Origin of the sequence: Kriegella aquimaris, from assembly GCF_900103215.1 — a bacterium.
GTDB lineage: Bacteria > Bacteroidota > Bacteroidia > Flavobacteriales > Flavobacteriaceae > Kriegella > Kriegella aquimaris.
The window spans coordinates 511,659-528,559 of record NZ_FNGV01000003.1; the positions used below are offsets into that span (position 1 = coordinate 511,659).

The window sequence follows — 16,901 nt, forward strand, 5'->3', positions numbered from 1 at the left end:
AAACGTGAACTTTTTTATCTTAAGGATAAAAAAGTTCACGCTTCTACTTTTAACAGAATAATTGCGTAATAAAAAGAATACCGAATGCAAGAAGAATTACCCGGAGCCACCACAGCATTAGTAATGGGCATTGTTTCGATTATCACTTCTATATTTTGCTGTGGCCCTTTTGCCGCTATTTTTAGTATTATCGGGCTTAGCAATGCCAAAAGAGCCGAAAAAATACATCTCGAACAACCCGGAATATTCCGAGGTTACGAAAATGCCAAAACCGGAAAAATACTGTCTTATATTGGTTTGGGTATTTCCCTTGTCATGCTCATTCTTGCCATCATCTACTTCGGGGTCATTATTGCGTTAATTTCCGCAGGAGGAGGATTCGATAGCATTTTTTAATTGAATGATTGTATTCAGGTTTCTTACCGAACGCTATTTTTCAAATTGTTTTAGCGTAGTCGTAATTATGGAAATACAGTCCATCAATTGGGGTTTGGTCATCACCAAAGGTGGCGCAAACCGAATGATATTCCCGTGAGTAGGCTTCGCAAGCAATCCGTTTTCCATTAACGCCATACAAATATCCCAAGCGGTGGAACTATCTTCCGTATCGTTTATTAGAATCGCATTGAGCAATCCTTTTCCGCGAACCTTGGAAACTAAACTAGATGTGGGAATAAATTTGTTTAATTCATCCCTAAAAATCTCTCCCAGTTCCATAGCATTTTTGGCCAGATTTTCATCTTTGACCACCTCCAAGGCAGCCATGGCAACTGCTGCGGCTATTGGGTTACCCCCAAAAGTACTTCCATGGTTTCCTGGCCGTATCACGCCCATAATGGCATCATCGGCCAATACCGCGGATACCGGATAGGCTCCCCCCGAAAGTGCCTTTCCTAAAATCAGGATATCGGGTTTTACATCTTCATGATCCACTGCCAAAAGACGTCCGGTACGTGCGATACCCGTTTGCACCTCATCGGCAATAAAAAGTACATTGTGCTTTTCACAAAGGGCTTTCGCTTTTTTCAGATAACCTTCCGAAGGTACATAAACCCCAGCCTCACCTTGAATGGGCTCTACCAAAAACCCTGCAATATTCGTATCGTTTTCCAACACTTCCTGTAAAGCTTGCAGGTTATTATATTCTATTTTTATAAACCCATTGGTATACGGACCGAAATTTTCTCGGGCCACCGGATCATTCGAAAAAGATATAATTGTGGTTGTCCGCCCATGAAAGTTGTTTTCACAAACAACGATTTGCGCTTTGTTTTCAGCAATTCCCTTTTTCTCATAAGCCCATTTTCTGCATACTTTTAGTGCCGTTTCTACAGCTTCGGCGCCCGTATTCATGGGTAAAAGCTTGTCGAAACCAAAAGTTTCGGATGCATATTTTTCGAATTTCCCTAACACATCATTGTGAAAAGCCCTTGATGTCAAGGTCAAAGTTTGGGCCTGCTTTATCATGGCATTTACAATCTTAGGGTGACAATGCCCCTGATTTACCGCTGAATAAGCCGATAAAAAATCGTAATATCTTTTATCGTCTACATCCCACACATACACGCCATCTCCCCTATGCAACACCACGGGCAAAGGGTGATAGTTGTGTGCTCCATACTTATCTTCCAATGCAATGGCATCTTTTGAAGTTATGCTACTTACAACTGTCATAATGATAGATACTTTAAATAAAACTTTTGCAATTCCTTCTTTGGGAGAGAAATCATCCTATGCAGAGCAGCAAAATTACAAAAAAGTTAGCGGTAGTCGATTTCGTTGCGCACATAAAATTGAATACATCCCTATTTATAGATGCGAATTCCCCAAACGAAAAAGAGGAATCGTCGTAACCTATAAAAACCTACACTTTTCGCGCCAATTAAGTCTTAAACGCATGCTGCAATCCAAAGAAACCTTTTATTTTTGCCCCATGCGAAAAAAGAATAAGCGACAGCACTTCGAAAACGTCGAAGTGGTAGATGCAGGAGCCAAAGGAAAAACGGTTGGCAAAGCACCCGATGGCAGAGTAATATTTATAACGAATACAGTGCCCGGAGATATAGTAGATGTACGTACAACAAAAAAAAGAAAGGCTTATTTTGAAGGAGTAGCCACTACTTTTCATTCCTTATCGGATAAACGTGTCGAACCAGAATGTCAACATTTTGGAGTTTGCGGGGGATGTAAATGGCAAAACATGGGGTATGAGCATCAATTGTTTTACAAGCAAAAAGAGGTTGAAAACAACTTGAAGCGTATAGGGCATTTAGAGCTGCCCGATATCAGCAGCATCATTGGCTCAAAAAAACAATACTTCTACAGAAATAAAATGGAGTTTTCTTTTAGCGACAGCCGTTGGTTGACGCTTGATGAAATCAACTCCGATAACACCATTACCGAAAAAAATGCCTTGGGGTTCCATATTCCGGGTATGTGGGATAAAATTCTGGACATTGAAAAATGTCATTTACAAAAAGACCCTTCCAATGCTATTCGTTTGGAAACTAGAAAATTTGCCATCGCGAATGATATTTCTTTTTTTAACACAAGAAATCAATATGGCATGTTGCGTACGCTAATGATACGCACCACCTCAACAGGGGAAATTATGGTTTTGGTGCAGTTTTTTGAAAATGATGAAGAAAAGCGAAAGCTATTGCTCGACCACTTGTCAAATACTTTTCCAGAAATCACCTCCCTACTTTATGTTATCAATTCAAAGCAGAACGATACCATTTACGATCAAGAGGTCATTTGTCATTCAGGGCGCGACCATATCTTTGAAGAAATGGAAGGACTGCAGTTCAAAATCAATGCAAAATCATTTTACCAAACAAATTCTGAACAGGCCTATGAATTGTATAAGGTAACCCGGAATTTCGCAGACTTAACAGGCGAAGAATTGGTATACGACCTTTACACCGGTACAGGCACAATTGCTCAGTTCGTTGCCAAAAAGGCAAAGAAAGTGGTAGGTATAGAAGCGGTTCCCGAGGCAATTGCCGACGCCAAAGAAAATGCCAAGAACAACAGTATCGAAAATGCGGAATTCTTTACCGGAGATATGAAAAACGTCTTTAATAAAGATTTTATCGCAGCACACGGCGTACCCGATGTAATTATTACAGACCCTCCACGCGATGGTATGCATAAAGATGTGGTGGCCCAAATTTTAAAGATAGCTCCAAAAAAAATAGTATACGTAAGTTGTAATAGTGCAACCCAAGCTCGTGACCTCGAATTAATGAAAGACATGTATCGGGTAACCAAAGTGCAACCGGTAGACATGTTTCCTCAAACCCATCACGTTGAAAATGTCGTACTTTTGGAAAAGTTGTAGCGTCTTGAAATTCGAAATGGCCTTTTCTATAAAATAGTTAGTAGCAAACACCTCTAAATGAGGAGAAGCGGTAAAGACCGATTAAGTTTTAGATTGATGAAAAAATTAAATATTGTCTTAAGCATCTTGTCAGGCATCATCTTTATCTCTTCTTGTGAAAAAGATGATATTTGTGTTGATGGCGCCACACCCCTATTGTCAATAGAATTTTATGATGTTACGGACACTACCGAATTGAAAGATGTACCTACCTTAGTTGTTCAGGGTGTTTTAGAAGATTCTGTATACCCTATAATAGCGAACGTATCATTAAGTTCAATCGAGTTGCCATTGCGCGTTGATGCGACAACCACGACCTTCATTATATCAGAAAATTTAACAGCGACCGACACGACCACGGTCAATAAAGATACCATTACCTTTAATTATGAGACCAAAGAACTGTTCACCTCGCGTGCTTGCGGATTTACCGTAAATTATGACAACCTACAGGGTAGCATAAGCGAAACCGATACGGACCAATGGATGAAAGAAATTAAAATCGTGACCGCTTTGGTCGAAAATGATACCTTAGTCAATGTCAAAATACTTCATTAAACTTTGTTTGTTGTTATTGTGGGTGCCGACTATGGCACAAAAAGATTCTTTGAACATCAAGAACAAAGATTCTGTAGTTTACAAACAGGCTTATGGTATTCGATTAGGAATCGATTTGAGTCGACCTGCGACCTCTTTTCTCGACGACAATTATACCGGTCTCGAAATCGTGGGAGATTATAGATTAACGCAAAAAATGTACCTGGCCGCCGAAATCGGGAATGAAAAGAAGACCATTGAAGAAGACCTCTATGATTTCACGGCCTCTGGAAGCTATATTAAACTGGGTATCGACTACAATACCTATGCCAATTGGTACGGAGAAAACAATGCGATTTTCGTAGGCGGTCGCTATGCCTTTGGTAGTTTTAGCCAAACCTTGAACAACTCTCAAATATTCGATACGAACAGGTATTGGCATCCTAATGATTTTGCGACCGGTAGTTCTGCCCCAATGGAATATAAGTCTTTAAGCGCCTCTTGGATTGAAGCGGTATTAGGAATAAAAGCTGAACTTTTCGCCAATATTTTCTTAGGGGCAAGTGTGCGTTTGGGTGCTCTGATTACCAATAAAGACCCTGATGGTTTTCGAAATTTATTCATCCCCGGCTTTAACAGGGTGACCGATAGCAGCATATTCGGTGTAGGGTACAACTATTCACTGACCTATTTTATTCCCTTATATAAAAAGGATAAAAAACCGAGCAAGAAAAAGGAATTAACTACGGAATAATCAAATTATTAATCCGTTTTATTGTATTTCGCCTTCTTACTCCCCTCATACATCACATATTTTACCAGCCGAGACTCTAAATGGCTATTGAAAACCTTTATCTTTCTAGAAGGTCGTAAGCCTACGTGTTTTAGGGCCTCAAGGTTCGAGGTAATGAACCAGGCCTCCGTTCCCGGATAACTACGTTTTAACGTGTCTCCTATGGATGCATAGAATTCTTCCATATCTAAATTCAACCGTTCTCCATAAGGAGGGTTAAAAACCATTTTCAAGGGACCGTCGTTGAACTTTTCGGAATCGAAGAAGTTTTTTCGTTCTACCGTAATATATTCCGAAAGATTTGCATTTTCAATATTATCCTTTGCTTTTCGAACAGCTGAAGGAGCTTTATCATAACCAATAATTTTATGAGAAAATTCCCTAGCCTTCTTTAAGCTGCTGTCTACTATCTTTTCAAAAAGTTCCTCGTCAAAATCTTCCCATTTTTCGAATGCAAATTCTTTTCTATTAATATTCGCAGGTATATTACAGGCAATCATCGCAGCTTCGGTAAGCATAGTACCGCTACCACACATGGGATCTAAGAAATCAGATCTTCCATCCCATCCGCTTAGTAATAAAAGACCAGCGGCCAACACTTCGTTAATCGGGGCAATATTTGTTGCAGTTCGGTACCCTCTGTGGTGCAACGACCTACCAGAGCTGTCTAACGAAACATTGCAATGATCATTATGAATATGAATATTTATACGCATATCGGGAAACTTAACATCTACATTCGGGCGAGTTCCGTCAGTATCGCGAAATTTATCTACGATCGCGTCTTTTACCTTTTGTGAAACATAGAGCGAATGCGTGAAATTTTCTGAATTAACCGTAGTATCAATAGCGAAAGTGGTGTCTACCGAAAGGTATTCAGACCAATCCATGCCATATATTTTTTTGTACAGTTCATTTTCACTTTGAACTTCAAAAGAATGAATGGGCTTTATTATTTTTATAGCCGTTCGCAAACACAGATTGGCCTTGTACATAAAGCCGGTATCCCCTTCAAAAGAAACATTTCGTATCCCCTCCTTTACATTCCCAGCTCCTAAATTTCGAAGTTCTTTGGCTAAGATTTCTTCAAAGCCAAATAAGGTCTTGGCGACCATTTTAAAATTATTGTTCATACACTATTCTCGAATTCAAGCAAAAATACAGTATTTTTAATCCCTAGGACAAATTAGATTTCTATTGCCCCAACAAACTGTTTTAGGGCAAGCTATCTTGCGTTCTTTTTTTTAAACATTCAACACTTAACACCGAACTTGTTTGATGAACTATTTATTACCCATTCTTGGGGTTTTATTAAGCTTTGTATTTGTATATCTAGTCAAACCAAAAAACAAAGAAAATTTCAAGTTACTCTTGGCATTCAGCGGGGCTTTTTTATTGGCATTGACCCTATTTGAACTCTTTCCGGACGTGTATCAACATGCTGATTCAAAAACAATCGGACTGTTTGTAATGCTAGGCATACTCTTGCAGATTTTTTTGGAATTCTTTTCTAAAGGAGCTGAACATGGCCATATTCACGGTGATAGTAAGAGTACCAAATTCCCATGGCTACTATTTGTCAGCCTTTCCATTCATTCGTTTTTAGAGGGATTTCCCATTGAAGGCCACGACACCATAATATATGGTATTCTCATACATAAAATACCCATCGCAATCATCTTAAGTATATTTTTACTAGGCTCTAGAATGAAGTTGAAAAAGGCTATTTTCTTTATTGTCTTGTTTTCTCTGATGACACCCTTGGGAACTTTTATAACCGCGAATTTTGCATTCACCACCCAATATTATGTTCCGATAACGGCTTTGGTCATCGGCATGTTTCTGCACATATCAACGGTTATCCTCTTTGAAAGTTCAGAAGGGCATAAATTTAACCTGCGAAAGATTATAGCAATAATAATGGGTATCGTAATTGCCTATTATTTATAAAACTTGAGGTTAACTTCAGAATACAAAAATTGCTGAAGCAGTTTTTATTTGGCTAATGGCAAGCTTTTTAGCACCTCTTCCAACTCTTCAATAGTGTATTCAGATCCGCTTTCCGGTTTATTTTGGCGAAGCTCCTTCACTTTATTTGACCTCAGACCTTTCGGATAGTCATTAAATGCATTGCCCACATAACTAATGATAGCAGATATATCAGAATCTGATAGGGTCTCATTGTTTACAAGGCCAGGCATCACGTGATTTAACTCATATAAGGAACCATCGACATGAATTGGGCCTTTTAATCCGTGTAAAATTATGAGCGCCAGCTTTTCCGGATTGGTCACATGCTCTGAATTCATCAGGGGCGGTGCTAAACCTTCAATTCCACTGCCATTATCTTGATGACAGGCCGCGCAAATTTGACGAAATAACTTCGCGCCTTTCGTTCTAGAATCTAGTGAACGACTTTTAGTTACATAAATGGGGTTCTTTTTAGCCGCTTTCTTTCGTTCCATATTTTTTGCAACAAGGGCTTCAAAAGGACTTTTTTCATCATCGCCTTTCGCAACGGTAAGCAATAATTCATCAGACACATTCTGCGTTCCACTTACTATGGCCTCTTGGTAAACGGCATTATCTTCATATTTCTTTTCTAATTTATGAAGTAATGGAATAAAAGTATCACCTGAAATATTGGCCCACATGCCAATTGTAGAAGCAAGATACAAATCAATGGATTTATCATTTTGTGAAGCTAACTTTTCAAAGAGGGCATGGGCCACGGCTACATTTTCCTCGGCAATAAAATCTTCAATTAAGACGATGGCATGCGAGATAACTGCAGCATCGCTATTTTCTGCAACATCCTTTAGCAAATCAAACGAAAGGCTGTTCAATCCTTTCAAAGCATACAGCGCATGCATTTGTGTCAATGGAGCACCGGTGTCTTTCGCCATTTTTTGCAGCTGGGGCACCGCATCCATTTTTTCTTTATAAATCAACTTATGCTGGGCACGATCTCGCAACCATCCATTTTTGCTTTTCAATAATTCGAGTAGTTCCGATGTGGACAAAGTGCTCAAATCTGTATTGTTTTCGACTTTCCCATCCGTCGGCCTTATTCTAAAAATACGACCGAAATTCACTAAGGTATCCAGTTTTTCAACTTTGGCCTTTTCTTTTAAATATGGACTCAAAAAGGCATGGTGCTGTATCACACCACGATGCATATCTACTACATACAAATTACCTTCGGGGCCATGGTTCATACTTACGGGTCGAAAACCTTCGTCGGTAGACGCAAGAAATTCTTTTCCTTCCCAAGCTTGTTTTGCTGTTATCTTATCTCCTTCAAATGACAAAATATTTCTCTTGATCAAATTTGCTTCCGGTATGCAAACGAACACATTTTCATTATAATCACTTGGGAAATTACCCCCACGATATAACAACGGTCCGCAAGACGCGGTAACATCAATAAGTATACTGTCTTTATTCAACACCCCTTTGACATAACCGCGATTCACCGCCGCAGCGTGAAGCGGATAAACTCGCTGATCTTTGGTCAACACCTGATTGACACCCTTCTCAGGTACCATAAATTCGTTTCTGACCAACCTGTTCGGCAGCACATAATCACCTAAGAGTTGCGTTGAATTGTTGTTATAAAATAGTCTTCCGAAGTTATCTTTTGTTATACCCCATTGTCCTCGAAAAGTAGTAGGCTCCTTGATCCAGACCCCATTTTTTCTTTGATATCGAAAGTGTGACCCGGCATTATAGATCCAATTATCGATATTCATTTTAAGTCCGTTGGGTTGATATTCAGGATTGCCATCCCCGGCGTAAATCGAATCGACCAAAACCCTATTCGTAGGTTTATCGTTCTCGATATCTACAAAATATAAGTTTGGGGGTTCGGCATAAAGTAGACCTCCGTAAGCAATTGCCAATGCTCGGGGCATCACAAGGCTATCGAGAAATATTTTCGCATGGTCCATGACGCCATCTTCGTCTCGATCTTCAAGTATTTTAATCGCTCCATTAGGCAAATCTTCACCCGAACCATCTATATTACTCATAAAACCGGGCATTTCAACGACCCAAATACGGCCCTTATCGTCAAAATCCATTGCAACAGGGGTGTTGAGCAACGGTTCGGAAGCGATAACTTCCAATTCAAAACCAGGTTCGACTTTATAATTGTCGATGGCTATTTTTGTCTCTTTAAAGTCTGTTTTACAGGAAAATACAATCAGGGAAAGGAAAAAACAAATGGTTACTCTCATAAAATTCAATCGATTACATACTACAACGGCGATTATCCGCAAATATTCTTAATTCTTTGGTAAAAGAGCGGATGATTTGGTATCCAAAGCCGGAGCTTGTTGCAATAATACCACTTCAATTCTAAACATACGATTCAATTAACTAAAAAATAACTGGTACTTTTAGGTTAGTAAGAATATCAGAAAAGAACGGTGTAATGTTATTGCAACAAACATAGCTTAAGATCAAATTTTTTTAGTAACCTCCCCACAACAAAAAAAATTAGAAAAGTCACTAAATTTTTATTTGCTTCTAGCCATTTTATAAGCCTCAATGGTCGTGTAATATTTGGTGATCATATTAGGAACTTCCCAATCGGGCAATTCACCCTTGTCCAAATATTTCAAATAATTTTGGGTGACCTGGCCAAAATGAGCTTCGTGACCTACCTTAAAGGTATCGGGAATGTTAACTTTCCACATTTTTTCGGATATTTTTTCGACCGTGGTCCCCGGAAAATGTTGGGCAATTTCATCTTTCAAAGTTTTATTCAACGCTGCTTCAAAACCATTACTATCGTGTGCCTCTACATATAATATCGGTTTGTAACCTTGCTCCTCACCTTGCTTAATAATCAGATTGCTTTTAGTACCCCGCATGATGCTATAATGGGTATCGGCTGCCCCGGCAGGAGCCTCATAATTCCATATAACAGAAACCTTTGCATGCTTTCCGTTTATTCTATAGATCATTTCACCATTGCAATAGACATTCAGCTTGTCTCCATCCAAATCCTTTTTTAAGTAATCAGGATATTCTTCTTGCTTTGTTACTTTAGTAAACTCTGCTTTTGACAATGTAGTTGGCCATCTTTTAGCTTTCAGCATTTCAACATCGGAAGAATCGATGACCTGATCGGGAAAAGCCTCCCATTGCACCAAATCAACTAAATGCGTCGTGACATCAACGATGCCTTCACCTTCTTCATCAATATCAAAAAACCAAGAAGGTCGCACTAACGGTTTTCCAGATACGATTTTTGAAAAATGATGCACACTCTCTTTACTGATTGCCGGTTCTTCTACCGTTCCGTCTACCAACTCGCCGAAAACAGAGGGTGAGGTAGAAAATAGCTTCTGCATGCCCGTAGTCGATTCGAAACGTTCGGTCATAATATCATAAATCATAACCCCTTTCTCGTCGGCAATTTTAAAAGCTTCCTTTAGCTTTTTAAAACCTTCTTCATTAATAACCAAAGGTTTATCGGCATACACATTCAAACCTGATTTGACAGCTTCCAAAATGTAATCGACCTTTTTCGAGTTTTTACCGGCAACGATCATTACGTTACCGGGCTTTTCGGCCAACATGGCATTCAGGTAATCATCACCGAGGTGCTTTTTCACTGTCCAGCTTGTAGGGCTTTCAGGCCTTGTATTATACCCATCGATTTTACTCAAAAAGTCTTGAACTTCTGGTCCGTCAGGTGCATACACATAACTGGTAGAATCTACCTGTGGATACATCGTTTTCTGTACTAGGGCCGCATGAAAATGGCCCGGGTCCAAGGTCATGAATGTTACTTTTTCCGTAAACACTTCCGATGTGGTTTGATTATCTTCTTTTTTGGCCTTTTCCGCACAACCAAAACAGATACAGATCAGCATAGCCGATATACTCTTTCGCATAATACAATTTTAAATTTTGCGACTAATATAACTATACTTTTACATTATCCGTTCCATAAGGCTTTCTTTGTGTTCTATGCAATAACGCATTGGCCTCATTATCATTAATGAACATTTCTTTCTCATTATCCCACTCCAATTTTCTATCGAATTGCATCGCTATATCGCTGATCAAGCAAATAGAACAGGCTTTATGTCCTTTTTCAATAGGGGAAATAGGTGCTTTACGAGTTTTGATACATTCTAACCAGTTGCCGTGTTGATCGTCAATTTTATAGAGATGCGTCTCGTTCGCTCCGATTACAGATTCCAAAATTTTAGGATCCGAAGCATTTAAAGCTTTGCTACTCTTCTCTTTATCTATTGGATCGGAAGCTGATGCGGTGTATGAACCACGTGAAACAAATATCCATCCATCTTCACCAATATATTTGATACCGTTCGTATACCCTCCGCTTGTATATACTGTAATACCATTTTCATATTCGTGCTTCACAAAGAAATCGCCATGCACATTCCACAAACCGGACTTTGGAAACTCGGCCAAGGCTTCAACCGAAGTAGGTCCTGTCAATTCTGTATTCATACCCCAAGCGGCTGAATCGTAATGGTGCTGCCCCCAACCTGTAATCATTCCCGCACCGTAATTACGTATGCGCAACCAACCTGGTCGACTATATCCTTTCTGCGGATGTACACCTATTTCGGTATATGGCACTTCGGGAGTTGACCCCAACCACATATCAAAATTCAGATTACTGGGCACGGGCATAGCTGGTGCTTCTGGGCCGCCTGGATCTCCTGGAAGTCCGATTTTAACCGTATGTATTTTACCGATACGACCGTTTCTGACCAATTCGGCCGCGACCCTAAATTGCGGCATGGCCCTTTGCTGTGTACCCACTTGAAGTATGGCCCCGGATTTCTGAACAGCCTCCCGCAACTGTTGCCCCTCTCGAATCGTTAATGAAGTTGGTTTCTGTACATAAATGTCCTTTCCGGCCAAAGCAGCCTCCATGGCAGGCTGTGAGTGCCAGTGATCGGGAGTACTAATTACAACTGCATCTATATCTTTACTAAGCAACATTTCACGATAATCATCGTAAATCTTAGTGTCCATATATTTATCCTTTCCAGTTTTTTCTTTGTAAAATTTATCCACCATAACTTTACCGTCTGCAGCACGGTTCGAATCAAGGTCACAAACAGCAACATAACGTGCTTCGTCAAAACGGATGGTATCGGGCATGTCATGGCTCAACGCAATACGGCCACAGCCTATCTGTCCTATGTTTATTTTGTTACTGGGGGCATTTTTTCCAAAAACACTTGAGGGGACTATCGAAGGGAATGCTACCATTGCCGCTGTCCCCATAGTTGTTCTATTGATAAACTTTCTTCTTTGCATTGTATCTATTTTAAAATTTCTATTTCTGGTTCTGTGGCAAAAGCTTGCCAATAGGCCTCGGCTTCTTCGGCGGAAAGTGCGCCATCGAATACGACCATTCTATATCTCAATTGATAATTCCTGTTTGGTTCTATTTTCCATTCCTTATGCCTGATTGGGCAAAATTCAAAAAACATATCGCCCCTGCCCCCATTTCCGTCAATTGGCCAGATACGCATAGGTTCCGGATGGGATTGATTTTCAGGATAACTCATAAATAAAATACCACTAGTTCCTTTTCCGTCGGCCGATTCCCCACTAACAATACACCATCGCGCATTGGTGCCGTCGGCAGTCAATCGATCATTACCTTCGGAAGTAAGCACCGAACAATTGTCTTTATGCCACCGTTCGGTAAAACGCATACCTATTCCTCCGCCATAACGATAGGCTTCAAATAATATACCAGACTCCAATGGAGACCTAAAGGTAGTAGTATAATCGAACATATACCGATCGGGACGGTCCAAATTCCAAACCTTGACCTCTAAATTTTCGTTTAATGCGACCTGCGGCTTCTCTTTTGTAAGAAAATCAATATGTTCTTGGGAGGCATTAAAAGAACCAAAAATAGATCCGGAGGCCATTTGCTTAAATTCCTTAAAAAGCACGGTACCTTTCTTATCGCCTAAATTCCAAAAATCGACCTGTTGTCCTTCTATCTGAGTATGGGTCCAAGGCCCCCAAATACCGTAATGATGATAGTGATCAGGGGGTTGAATTCGGCTTAATATATCTCCCGAAGGTGTTCGAACTGGATGAATATATCCAGATTTTTTAAAAATAGAATCTATACCTTCGGGTGGATAGGTCATTCCGTAGCGATACGTTAATAGCGGTTTGCCATCACTCGATACATTAAGGTCACCATCATTCTTCGCAATGGTAATCTCATTTTTACTTTCGGTTGCACTTTCCTTTATCTTTTGAAAATTGAATAAAGCACTGCTATCGGGCGTATACAGAAACCAAAGTTTTTTCTGATCGCTATCGATTTGAAAGGGGATGGGCTTTTTATCTTTAAAAAGTACCAAGCTGTCTCCCCAATTCAAGCCTAAACCGCTCAGTTCTTCAGCATTTAATGCCATGGGAACGGGTTGAGTTGAAATATCACCGCTATAAACCTTAAAGCGATATGCTTCTTTTTCTGCACACGAGACTAAGGCTAGAACAAGACCGAAAAGTATAAAATGTTTCTTTATCATAAATTTGAACGCTGGAATTTACAAAATACCATGCAATTTAGTTTTATTCGGTTTCAGGTATTGTAGTTAAAGGTGCTATATTATTCTCTGCACCCGGATACCCTTCGTTCTGATTGATCTGCCCCTGCGTGTTCGCATTGATTGCCGGTGCAGGCACCGGCCATAGCACGTGATACGGACTCATGGTATATTCATCACCATGGATGGTTTTGAGACCGATGTTATAAAAATCAGTGACTTCCATGATTCTATCGTACCAAAAGTTTTTCTGGGAAAAATTATCTAAACTATAGGTTTCACCATTATAGGCCGTTTTTCCTATTTTGGCAAAAATAAAGGCAATACGTGTCAATTCGGTTTTTCTGTTTTCCTCATAATATAGTTCCCTCGCACGTTCGTCCAAGATATAATCAATATTTACGTCTGCCCCCGTAATTTCATCAGCCTCCACCCTTCTACGTACCACATTGATATCTTCTGCCGCCAGCGCCAATTGCCCTTTCCAGAAATAAGCTTCCGCCCTTAATAAATAGGTTTCCGCCAATCGGTACACATACCAATCGCCATGCCCACCCGAGGGCTTAACGGCAAGGGGATCTTCTACATATAGCTTATATTGTGGAAAATCATACCAATTTCTTATTGTATCTGAACACAAAGGTGTTCCATCAGGAAGGTAAAGCTCAAGATTCTTACCATAAAAAGAATTACCTGCTTCTTTTAAACTTGGTGCATTATAGACCAAATCTTCCATTTCTACCCAATTTCCATCCTTAAAACGCTGGTCGGCATTGGCATTTTCCCATATTTGTTCGGTACTATATGCCGTACCCCTATTCCTTCCAATACCTCTGCCATATTGTAATACTTGATCTATTTCAATACCAGGGTTGTCAGACATGCCATTTTGCCCATCTGGGGTATTAATAAAGCGCCACCAAAGAGGCGTGGCTTGTCTCATAATACTAGTACCTCCACTAAAATCACCGTTATCTTCATAACCTAAGCGATCGATGACAAGAAGAATACCCTCAGTGTTTCCAGGAGCACTCTTGTTTTCTACTTGGTGCAGATCCCAAGTAACATCTTTAGTGATGTCATCGGCATCTATACCGAACCGACTTGTCATTAAAGCGTGGGTTCCGTCGTTTATGACTTGGGAAGCAGATGCGATTGCAGCATCAAAATCGGCCAATGCCAAATTCACTTTAGTCAATAAATGAAGTACCGCCGCCCTATTTATGTCGCCATTATTAGAAACTTCATTGACCATAGGAACGGCCATATTCAAGTCTTCCTGCATTTTTCTAAGAATGGTTTCCCGAGTTGTAGAAACAAAGTCTAATCTTGGTGTGGTTATCTCCTCCAATATTAAAGGAATATCCCCAAATTGTTGGGTCAATCGATAATAGCGATATGCCCTATGAAACAGGGCTCTTCCGAAAATATCATTTTTCTGTGCCTCGCTATCGAACTCGGCATCATCCAACCTTCCAATTACAGTATTAGCATACTTAATTCCTTTATAAAATTCTTGCCAGAACCATCCTATTCGATTATAATTAGCACTATTGAGATTGGCATCAGGTAGAATCAAAAGGTTTAAATCTTGGGCAGGCCCTGATTTATCAGTAGTGCCCTCCACCGAAACTTCTGAAAATATATTTTCCGTAATCATGGGTGCCCCATCACCGTAATATTCCGCCCGAAGGTTTCGCATGGCCTGTGACAGCAGACTATTAAAGCCATCAGGGGTATTTAAGGCATTACTCGGCGTAAAAAAAGATTGTGGATCCGCATCTAAAAATTCTTCCTCACATGCAGTAAGCAGCAAAGTCAAAACACAGACCGCTCTCAAAACACTTTTGTGATATTTATTTATTATTTTTTTCATGGCTATATATATTTTATTAAAGACTTAAATCGATTCCTACCGTAAAAAAGCGCGGTGTTGGTAAACTTGGATTGGTAGTACCGTTCGAGTTTCTACCGTCGATATCGGTTGGCTCAGGATCATAAAAATCCCAGTTAGGTGCCCATACGGCAACATTTCTGACATTACCGTAAATGCGTAAGCTCTGGATGGACAATTTCTCCAAAAGATTTTTCGGCAACCTATAAGCCAAGGTAATATTGCTTAACCGGATAAAGGAGGCGTCTCTCCAAATGGCAAAATTTGAACTACCATCACTGGAAAATAAACGAGCGTAATCATTTAATGGATTTTCTGGAGTCCAATAAGGTGTTTGAATGGAATTGGTACGGTCAATAAAACCATTTCGATTTTTTGCTTCGTTGAACACTCTTTTCTGCCCCCAATTGGAATAGACTTCAAAAGAAAAATCAAAATTTTTCAGCATTGTAAACCTATTTGACATCGCCCAACTAAAACGCGGAGACCGATAACCTTGAAAGACATTATCGTCCACGGTAAAATCTCCGCTGTTGTCTATATCCCTGATTTTCCAATCTCCAGGAAAAACTCCATATTCAGCAGCCGCCGCCGCTTCGTCTTGTTGCCAAATACCAATAGCTTCTTGCCCCCATATCACATCGGTGGCTTCACCAATAAAACGTTGATTGGTGATATCATCAAGTTCATTACCATTTTCATCTAAATCTCCATATAATTTATTAATCTTATTTCTGTTCAGGGAGAAATTAAAGTTGGTGTTCCATGAAAAATTCTCTTTATTATAATTTTGGGTGGAAAGTGTAAATTCAAGCCCTTTGTTTTCAATTTCACCCAGATTGGTGGTAACATTATCAAAGCCAATGATATTAGGTAATTGACGAGTTACGATCAAATCACTGGTAATATTCCGGTAAGCCTCAACGGAACCTTCTACAATACCGTCGGCAAAACTAAAATCAAGCCCGAGGTTGGTCGCTTTGGTTCGTTCCCATCGCAGTTCGGTATTCTCTTGTGTTCCATTATCAAAAGTGGGAACGGTAATCACATTACCACCGGCATCTACATTTAAGTATTTGTTTGCGTTAAGCTGTGATAATGCGGTAAATCGGCCAATATCCCTATTTCCATTTTCACCATAAGATAGCCTTAATTTTAGAAAATTAACGAACTCCGATTTGAAAAATTTTTCGTTCGAAATAGTCCAAGCTCCAGCAATAGATGGAAAATAAGCTCTTTTGTTGTTTTCTCCAAATGCAGAATAGCCATCCCTACGCATGGTCCAAGTAACCAGGTAACGTGAATCATAATTATAATTCAATCGGGTCATTATGGCATCACCCGTACTGGTTACATCTTCACTATCTACCGTTTGCACCGTGCCCAATTCCAAAGCACTATACCCCAATGCATCACTCGGTTCAAAAGTGTTCGCCCGTGATCTTGTAAAATAGCTGTTGTATTTTTCGCCATAAACCAAAAACATGAGATTAAAAGTATGTTTGTCGATCGTTTTATCCCAACGCAAAATATTATCTAACTGCCATTCGTTGATTTTCGTAACCGATCTTTCGGCCGATCCTACTACGTTACTCGGACTCTCCGCAGAAGAATGATTGTAATATTCACTGAACTCCAAACGATTCGTATACCCCAATTCATAAGAAAAACCCAAGGGTAACTTTATTTTAGCGTATACCCTAGAATTGAAGGTATGAT

The 16,901-nt window shown here is 39.8% G+C and carries 13 protein-coding genes; 5 read left to right on the forward strand and 8 right to left on the reverse strand.

Annotation, left to right across the window (positions count from 1 at the left end; genetic code table 11):
- Positions 1–84: 84 nt before the first annotated feature.
- Entirely contained in the window at positions 85–396 is a 312-nt protein-coding gene (locus tag BLS33_RS10000) for a CCC motif membrane protein (RefSeq protein ID WP_089888075.1), read from the forward strand.
- Between the two features lie 33 nt (positions 397–429).
- On the opposite strand, the gene rocD is transcribed toward BLS33_RS10000, so the two are convergent.
- Positions 430–1,674 carry an ornithine--oxo-acid transaminase gene (gene rocD / locus BLS33_RS10005; protein WP_089888077.1) on the reverse strand — a complete coding sequence of 415 codons (1,245 nt, stop codon included), beginning with the start codon at positions 1,672–1,674 and terminating at the stop codon, positions 430–432.
- Positions 1,675–1,933: 259 nt separating this feature from the next.
- Between rocD and rlmD the strand changes: the two genes are divergently transcribed.
- The 3 genes from rlmD to BLS33_RS10020 all read left to right on the forward strand — a co-directional run bounded on the left by rlmD (position 1,934) and on the right by BLS33_RS10020 (position 4,673).
- On the forward strand, positions 1,934–3,343 hold the full coding sequence (gene rlmD / locus BLS33_RS10010; RefSeq protein ID WP_089888212.1) for a 23S rRNA (uracil(1939)-C(5))-methyltransferase RlmD: 1,410 nt from the start codon (positions 1,934–1,936) through the stop codon (positions 3,341–3,343).
- A gap of 96 nt (positions 3,344–3,439) precedes the next feature.
- Positions 3,440–3,940 (forward strand): DUF6452 family protein, encoded by a 501-nt coding sequence (locus BLS33_RS10015; RefSeq protein WP_089888079.1) that lies wholly within the window; start codon positions 3,440–3,442, stop codon positions 3,938–3,940.
- A complete protein-coding gene (locus BLS33_RS10020; RefSeq protein ID WP_089888083.1) occupies positions 3,921–4,673 on the forward strand; it encodes a DUF6048 family protein in 753 nt (250 codons plus the stop codon). The genes BLS33_RS10015 and BLS33_RS10020 overlap by 20 nt, the downstream gene beginning before the upstream one ends.
- An 8-nt stretch (positions 4,674–4,681) precedes the next feature.
- Here BLS33_RS10020 and BLS33_RS10025 read toward each other — a convergent pair whose 3' ends face one another.
- Positions 4,682–5,845 carry a THUMP domain-containing class I SAM-dependent RNA methyltransferase gene (locus BLS33_RS10025; RefSeq protein ID WP_089888085.1) on the reverse strand — a complete coding sequence of 388 codons (1,164 nt, stop codon included), beginning with the start codon at positions 5,843–5,845 and terminating at the stop codon, positions 4,682–4,684.
- A 145-nt stretch (positions 5,846–5,990) separates the two neighbouring features.
- On the opposite strand from BLS33_RS10025, the gene BLS33_RS10030 reads away from it, so the two are divergent.
- Positions 5,991–6,662 (forward strand): ZIP family metal transporter, encoded by a 672-nt coding sequence (locus BLS33_RS10030; protein ID WP_089888087.1) that lies wholly within the window; start codon positions 5,991–5,993, stop codon positions 6,660–6,662.
- A gap of 44 nt (positions 6,663–6,706) precedes the next feature.
- Here the strand turns inward: BLS33_RS10030 and BLS33_RS10035 are convergent, their stop codons facing one another.
- From BLS33_RS10035 to BLS33_RS10060, 6 genes are all read right to left on the reverse strand, one after another.
- On the reverse strand, positions 6,707–8,950 hold the full coding sequence (locus BLS33_RS10035) for a DUF7133 domain-containing protein (RefSeq protein ID WP_089888089.1): 2,244 nt from the start codon (positions 8,948–8,950) through the stop codon (positions 6,707–6,709).
- A 282-nt stretch (positions 8,951–9,232) separates the two neighbouring features.
- On the reverse strand, positions 9,233–10,618 hold the full coding sequence (locus BLS33_RS10040) for a putative oxidoreductase C-terminal domain-containing protein (protein ID WP_089888091.1): 1,386 nt from the start codon (positions 10,616–10,618) through the stop codon (positions 9,233–9,235).
- 31 nt (positions 10,619–10,649) lie between these two features.
- Entirely contained in the window at positions 10,650–12,026 is a 1,377-nt protein-coding gene (locus BLS33_RS10045; RefSeq protein ID WP_089888094.1) for a Gfo/Idh/MocA family protein, read from the reverse strand.
- Between the two features lie 5 nt (positions 12,027–12,031).
- Positions 12,032–13,270, reverse strand: a complete 1,239-nt coding sequence (locus BLS33_RS10050) for a DUF6807 domain-containing protein (RefSeq protein ID WP_089888096.1) — start codon at positions 13,268–13,270, stop codon at positions 12,032–12,034.
- A gap of 43 nt (positions 13,271–13,313) precedes the next feature.
- Entirely contained in the window at positions 13,314–15,164 is a 1,851-nt protein-coding gene (locus BLS33_RS10055; RefSeq protein ID WP_089888098.1) for a RagB/SusD family nutrient uptake outer membrane protein, read from the reverse strand.
- Between the two features lie 16 nt (positions 15,165–15,180).
- Positions 15,181–16,857, reverse strand: coding sequence for a SusC/RagA family TonB-linked outer membrane protein (locus BLS33_RS10060; RefSeq protein ID WP_089888102.1), 1,677 nt, complete (start codon positions 16,855–16,857; stop codon positions 15,181–15,183).
- Positions 16,858–16,901: the final 44 nt, after the last annotated feature.

Coding starts and splice junctions, on each gene's coding strand:
- BLS33_RS10000 (WP_089888075.1), top strand. CDS start 85: ATGCAAGAAGAATTACCCGGAGCCACCACAGCATTAGTAATGGGCATT.
- rocD (WP_089888077.1), bottom strand. CDS start 1,674: ATGACAGTTGTAAGTAGCATAACTTCAAAAGATGCCATTGCATTGGAA.
- rlmD (WP_089888212.1), top strand. CDS start 1,934: ATGCGAAAAAAGAATAAGCGACAGCACTTCGAAAACGTCGAAGTGGTA.
- BLS33_RS10015 (WP_089888079.1), top strand. CDS start 3,440: ATGAAAAAATTAAATATTGTCTTAAGCATCTTGTCAGGCATCATCTTT.
- BLS33_RS10020 (WP_089888083.1), top strand. CDS start 3,921: ATGTCAAAATACTTCATTAAACTTTGTTTGTTGTTATTGTGGGTGCCG.
- BLS33_RS10025 (WP_089888085.1), bottom strand. CDS start 5,845: ATGAACAATAATTTTAAAATGGTCGCCAAGACCTTATTTGGCTTTGAA.
- BLS33_RS10030 (WP_089888087.1), top strand. CDS start 5,991: ATGAACTATTTATTACCCATTCTTGGGGTTTTATTAAGCTTTGTATTT.
- BLS33_RS10035 (WP_089888089.1), bottom strand. CDS start 8,950: ATGAGAGTAACCATTTGTTTTTTCCTTTCCCTGATTGTATTTTCCTGT.
- BLS33_RS10040 (WP_089888091.1), bottom strand. CDS start 10,618: ATGCGAAAGAGTATATCGGCTATGCTGATCTGTATCTGTTTTGGTTGT.
- BLS33_RS10045 (WP_089888094.1), bottom strand. CDS start 12,026: ATGCAAAGAAGAAAGTTTATCAATAGAACAACTATGGGGACAGCGGCA.
- BLS33_RS10050 (WP_089888096.1), bottom strand. CDS start 13,270: ATGATAAAGAAACATTTTATACTTTTCGGTCTTGTTCTAGCCTTAGTC.
- BLS33_RS10055 (WP_089888098.1), bottom strand. CDS start 15,164: ATGAAAAAAATAATAAATAAATATCACAAAAGTGTTTTGAGAGCGGTC.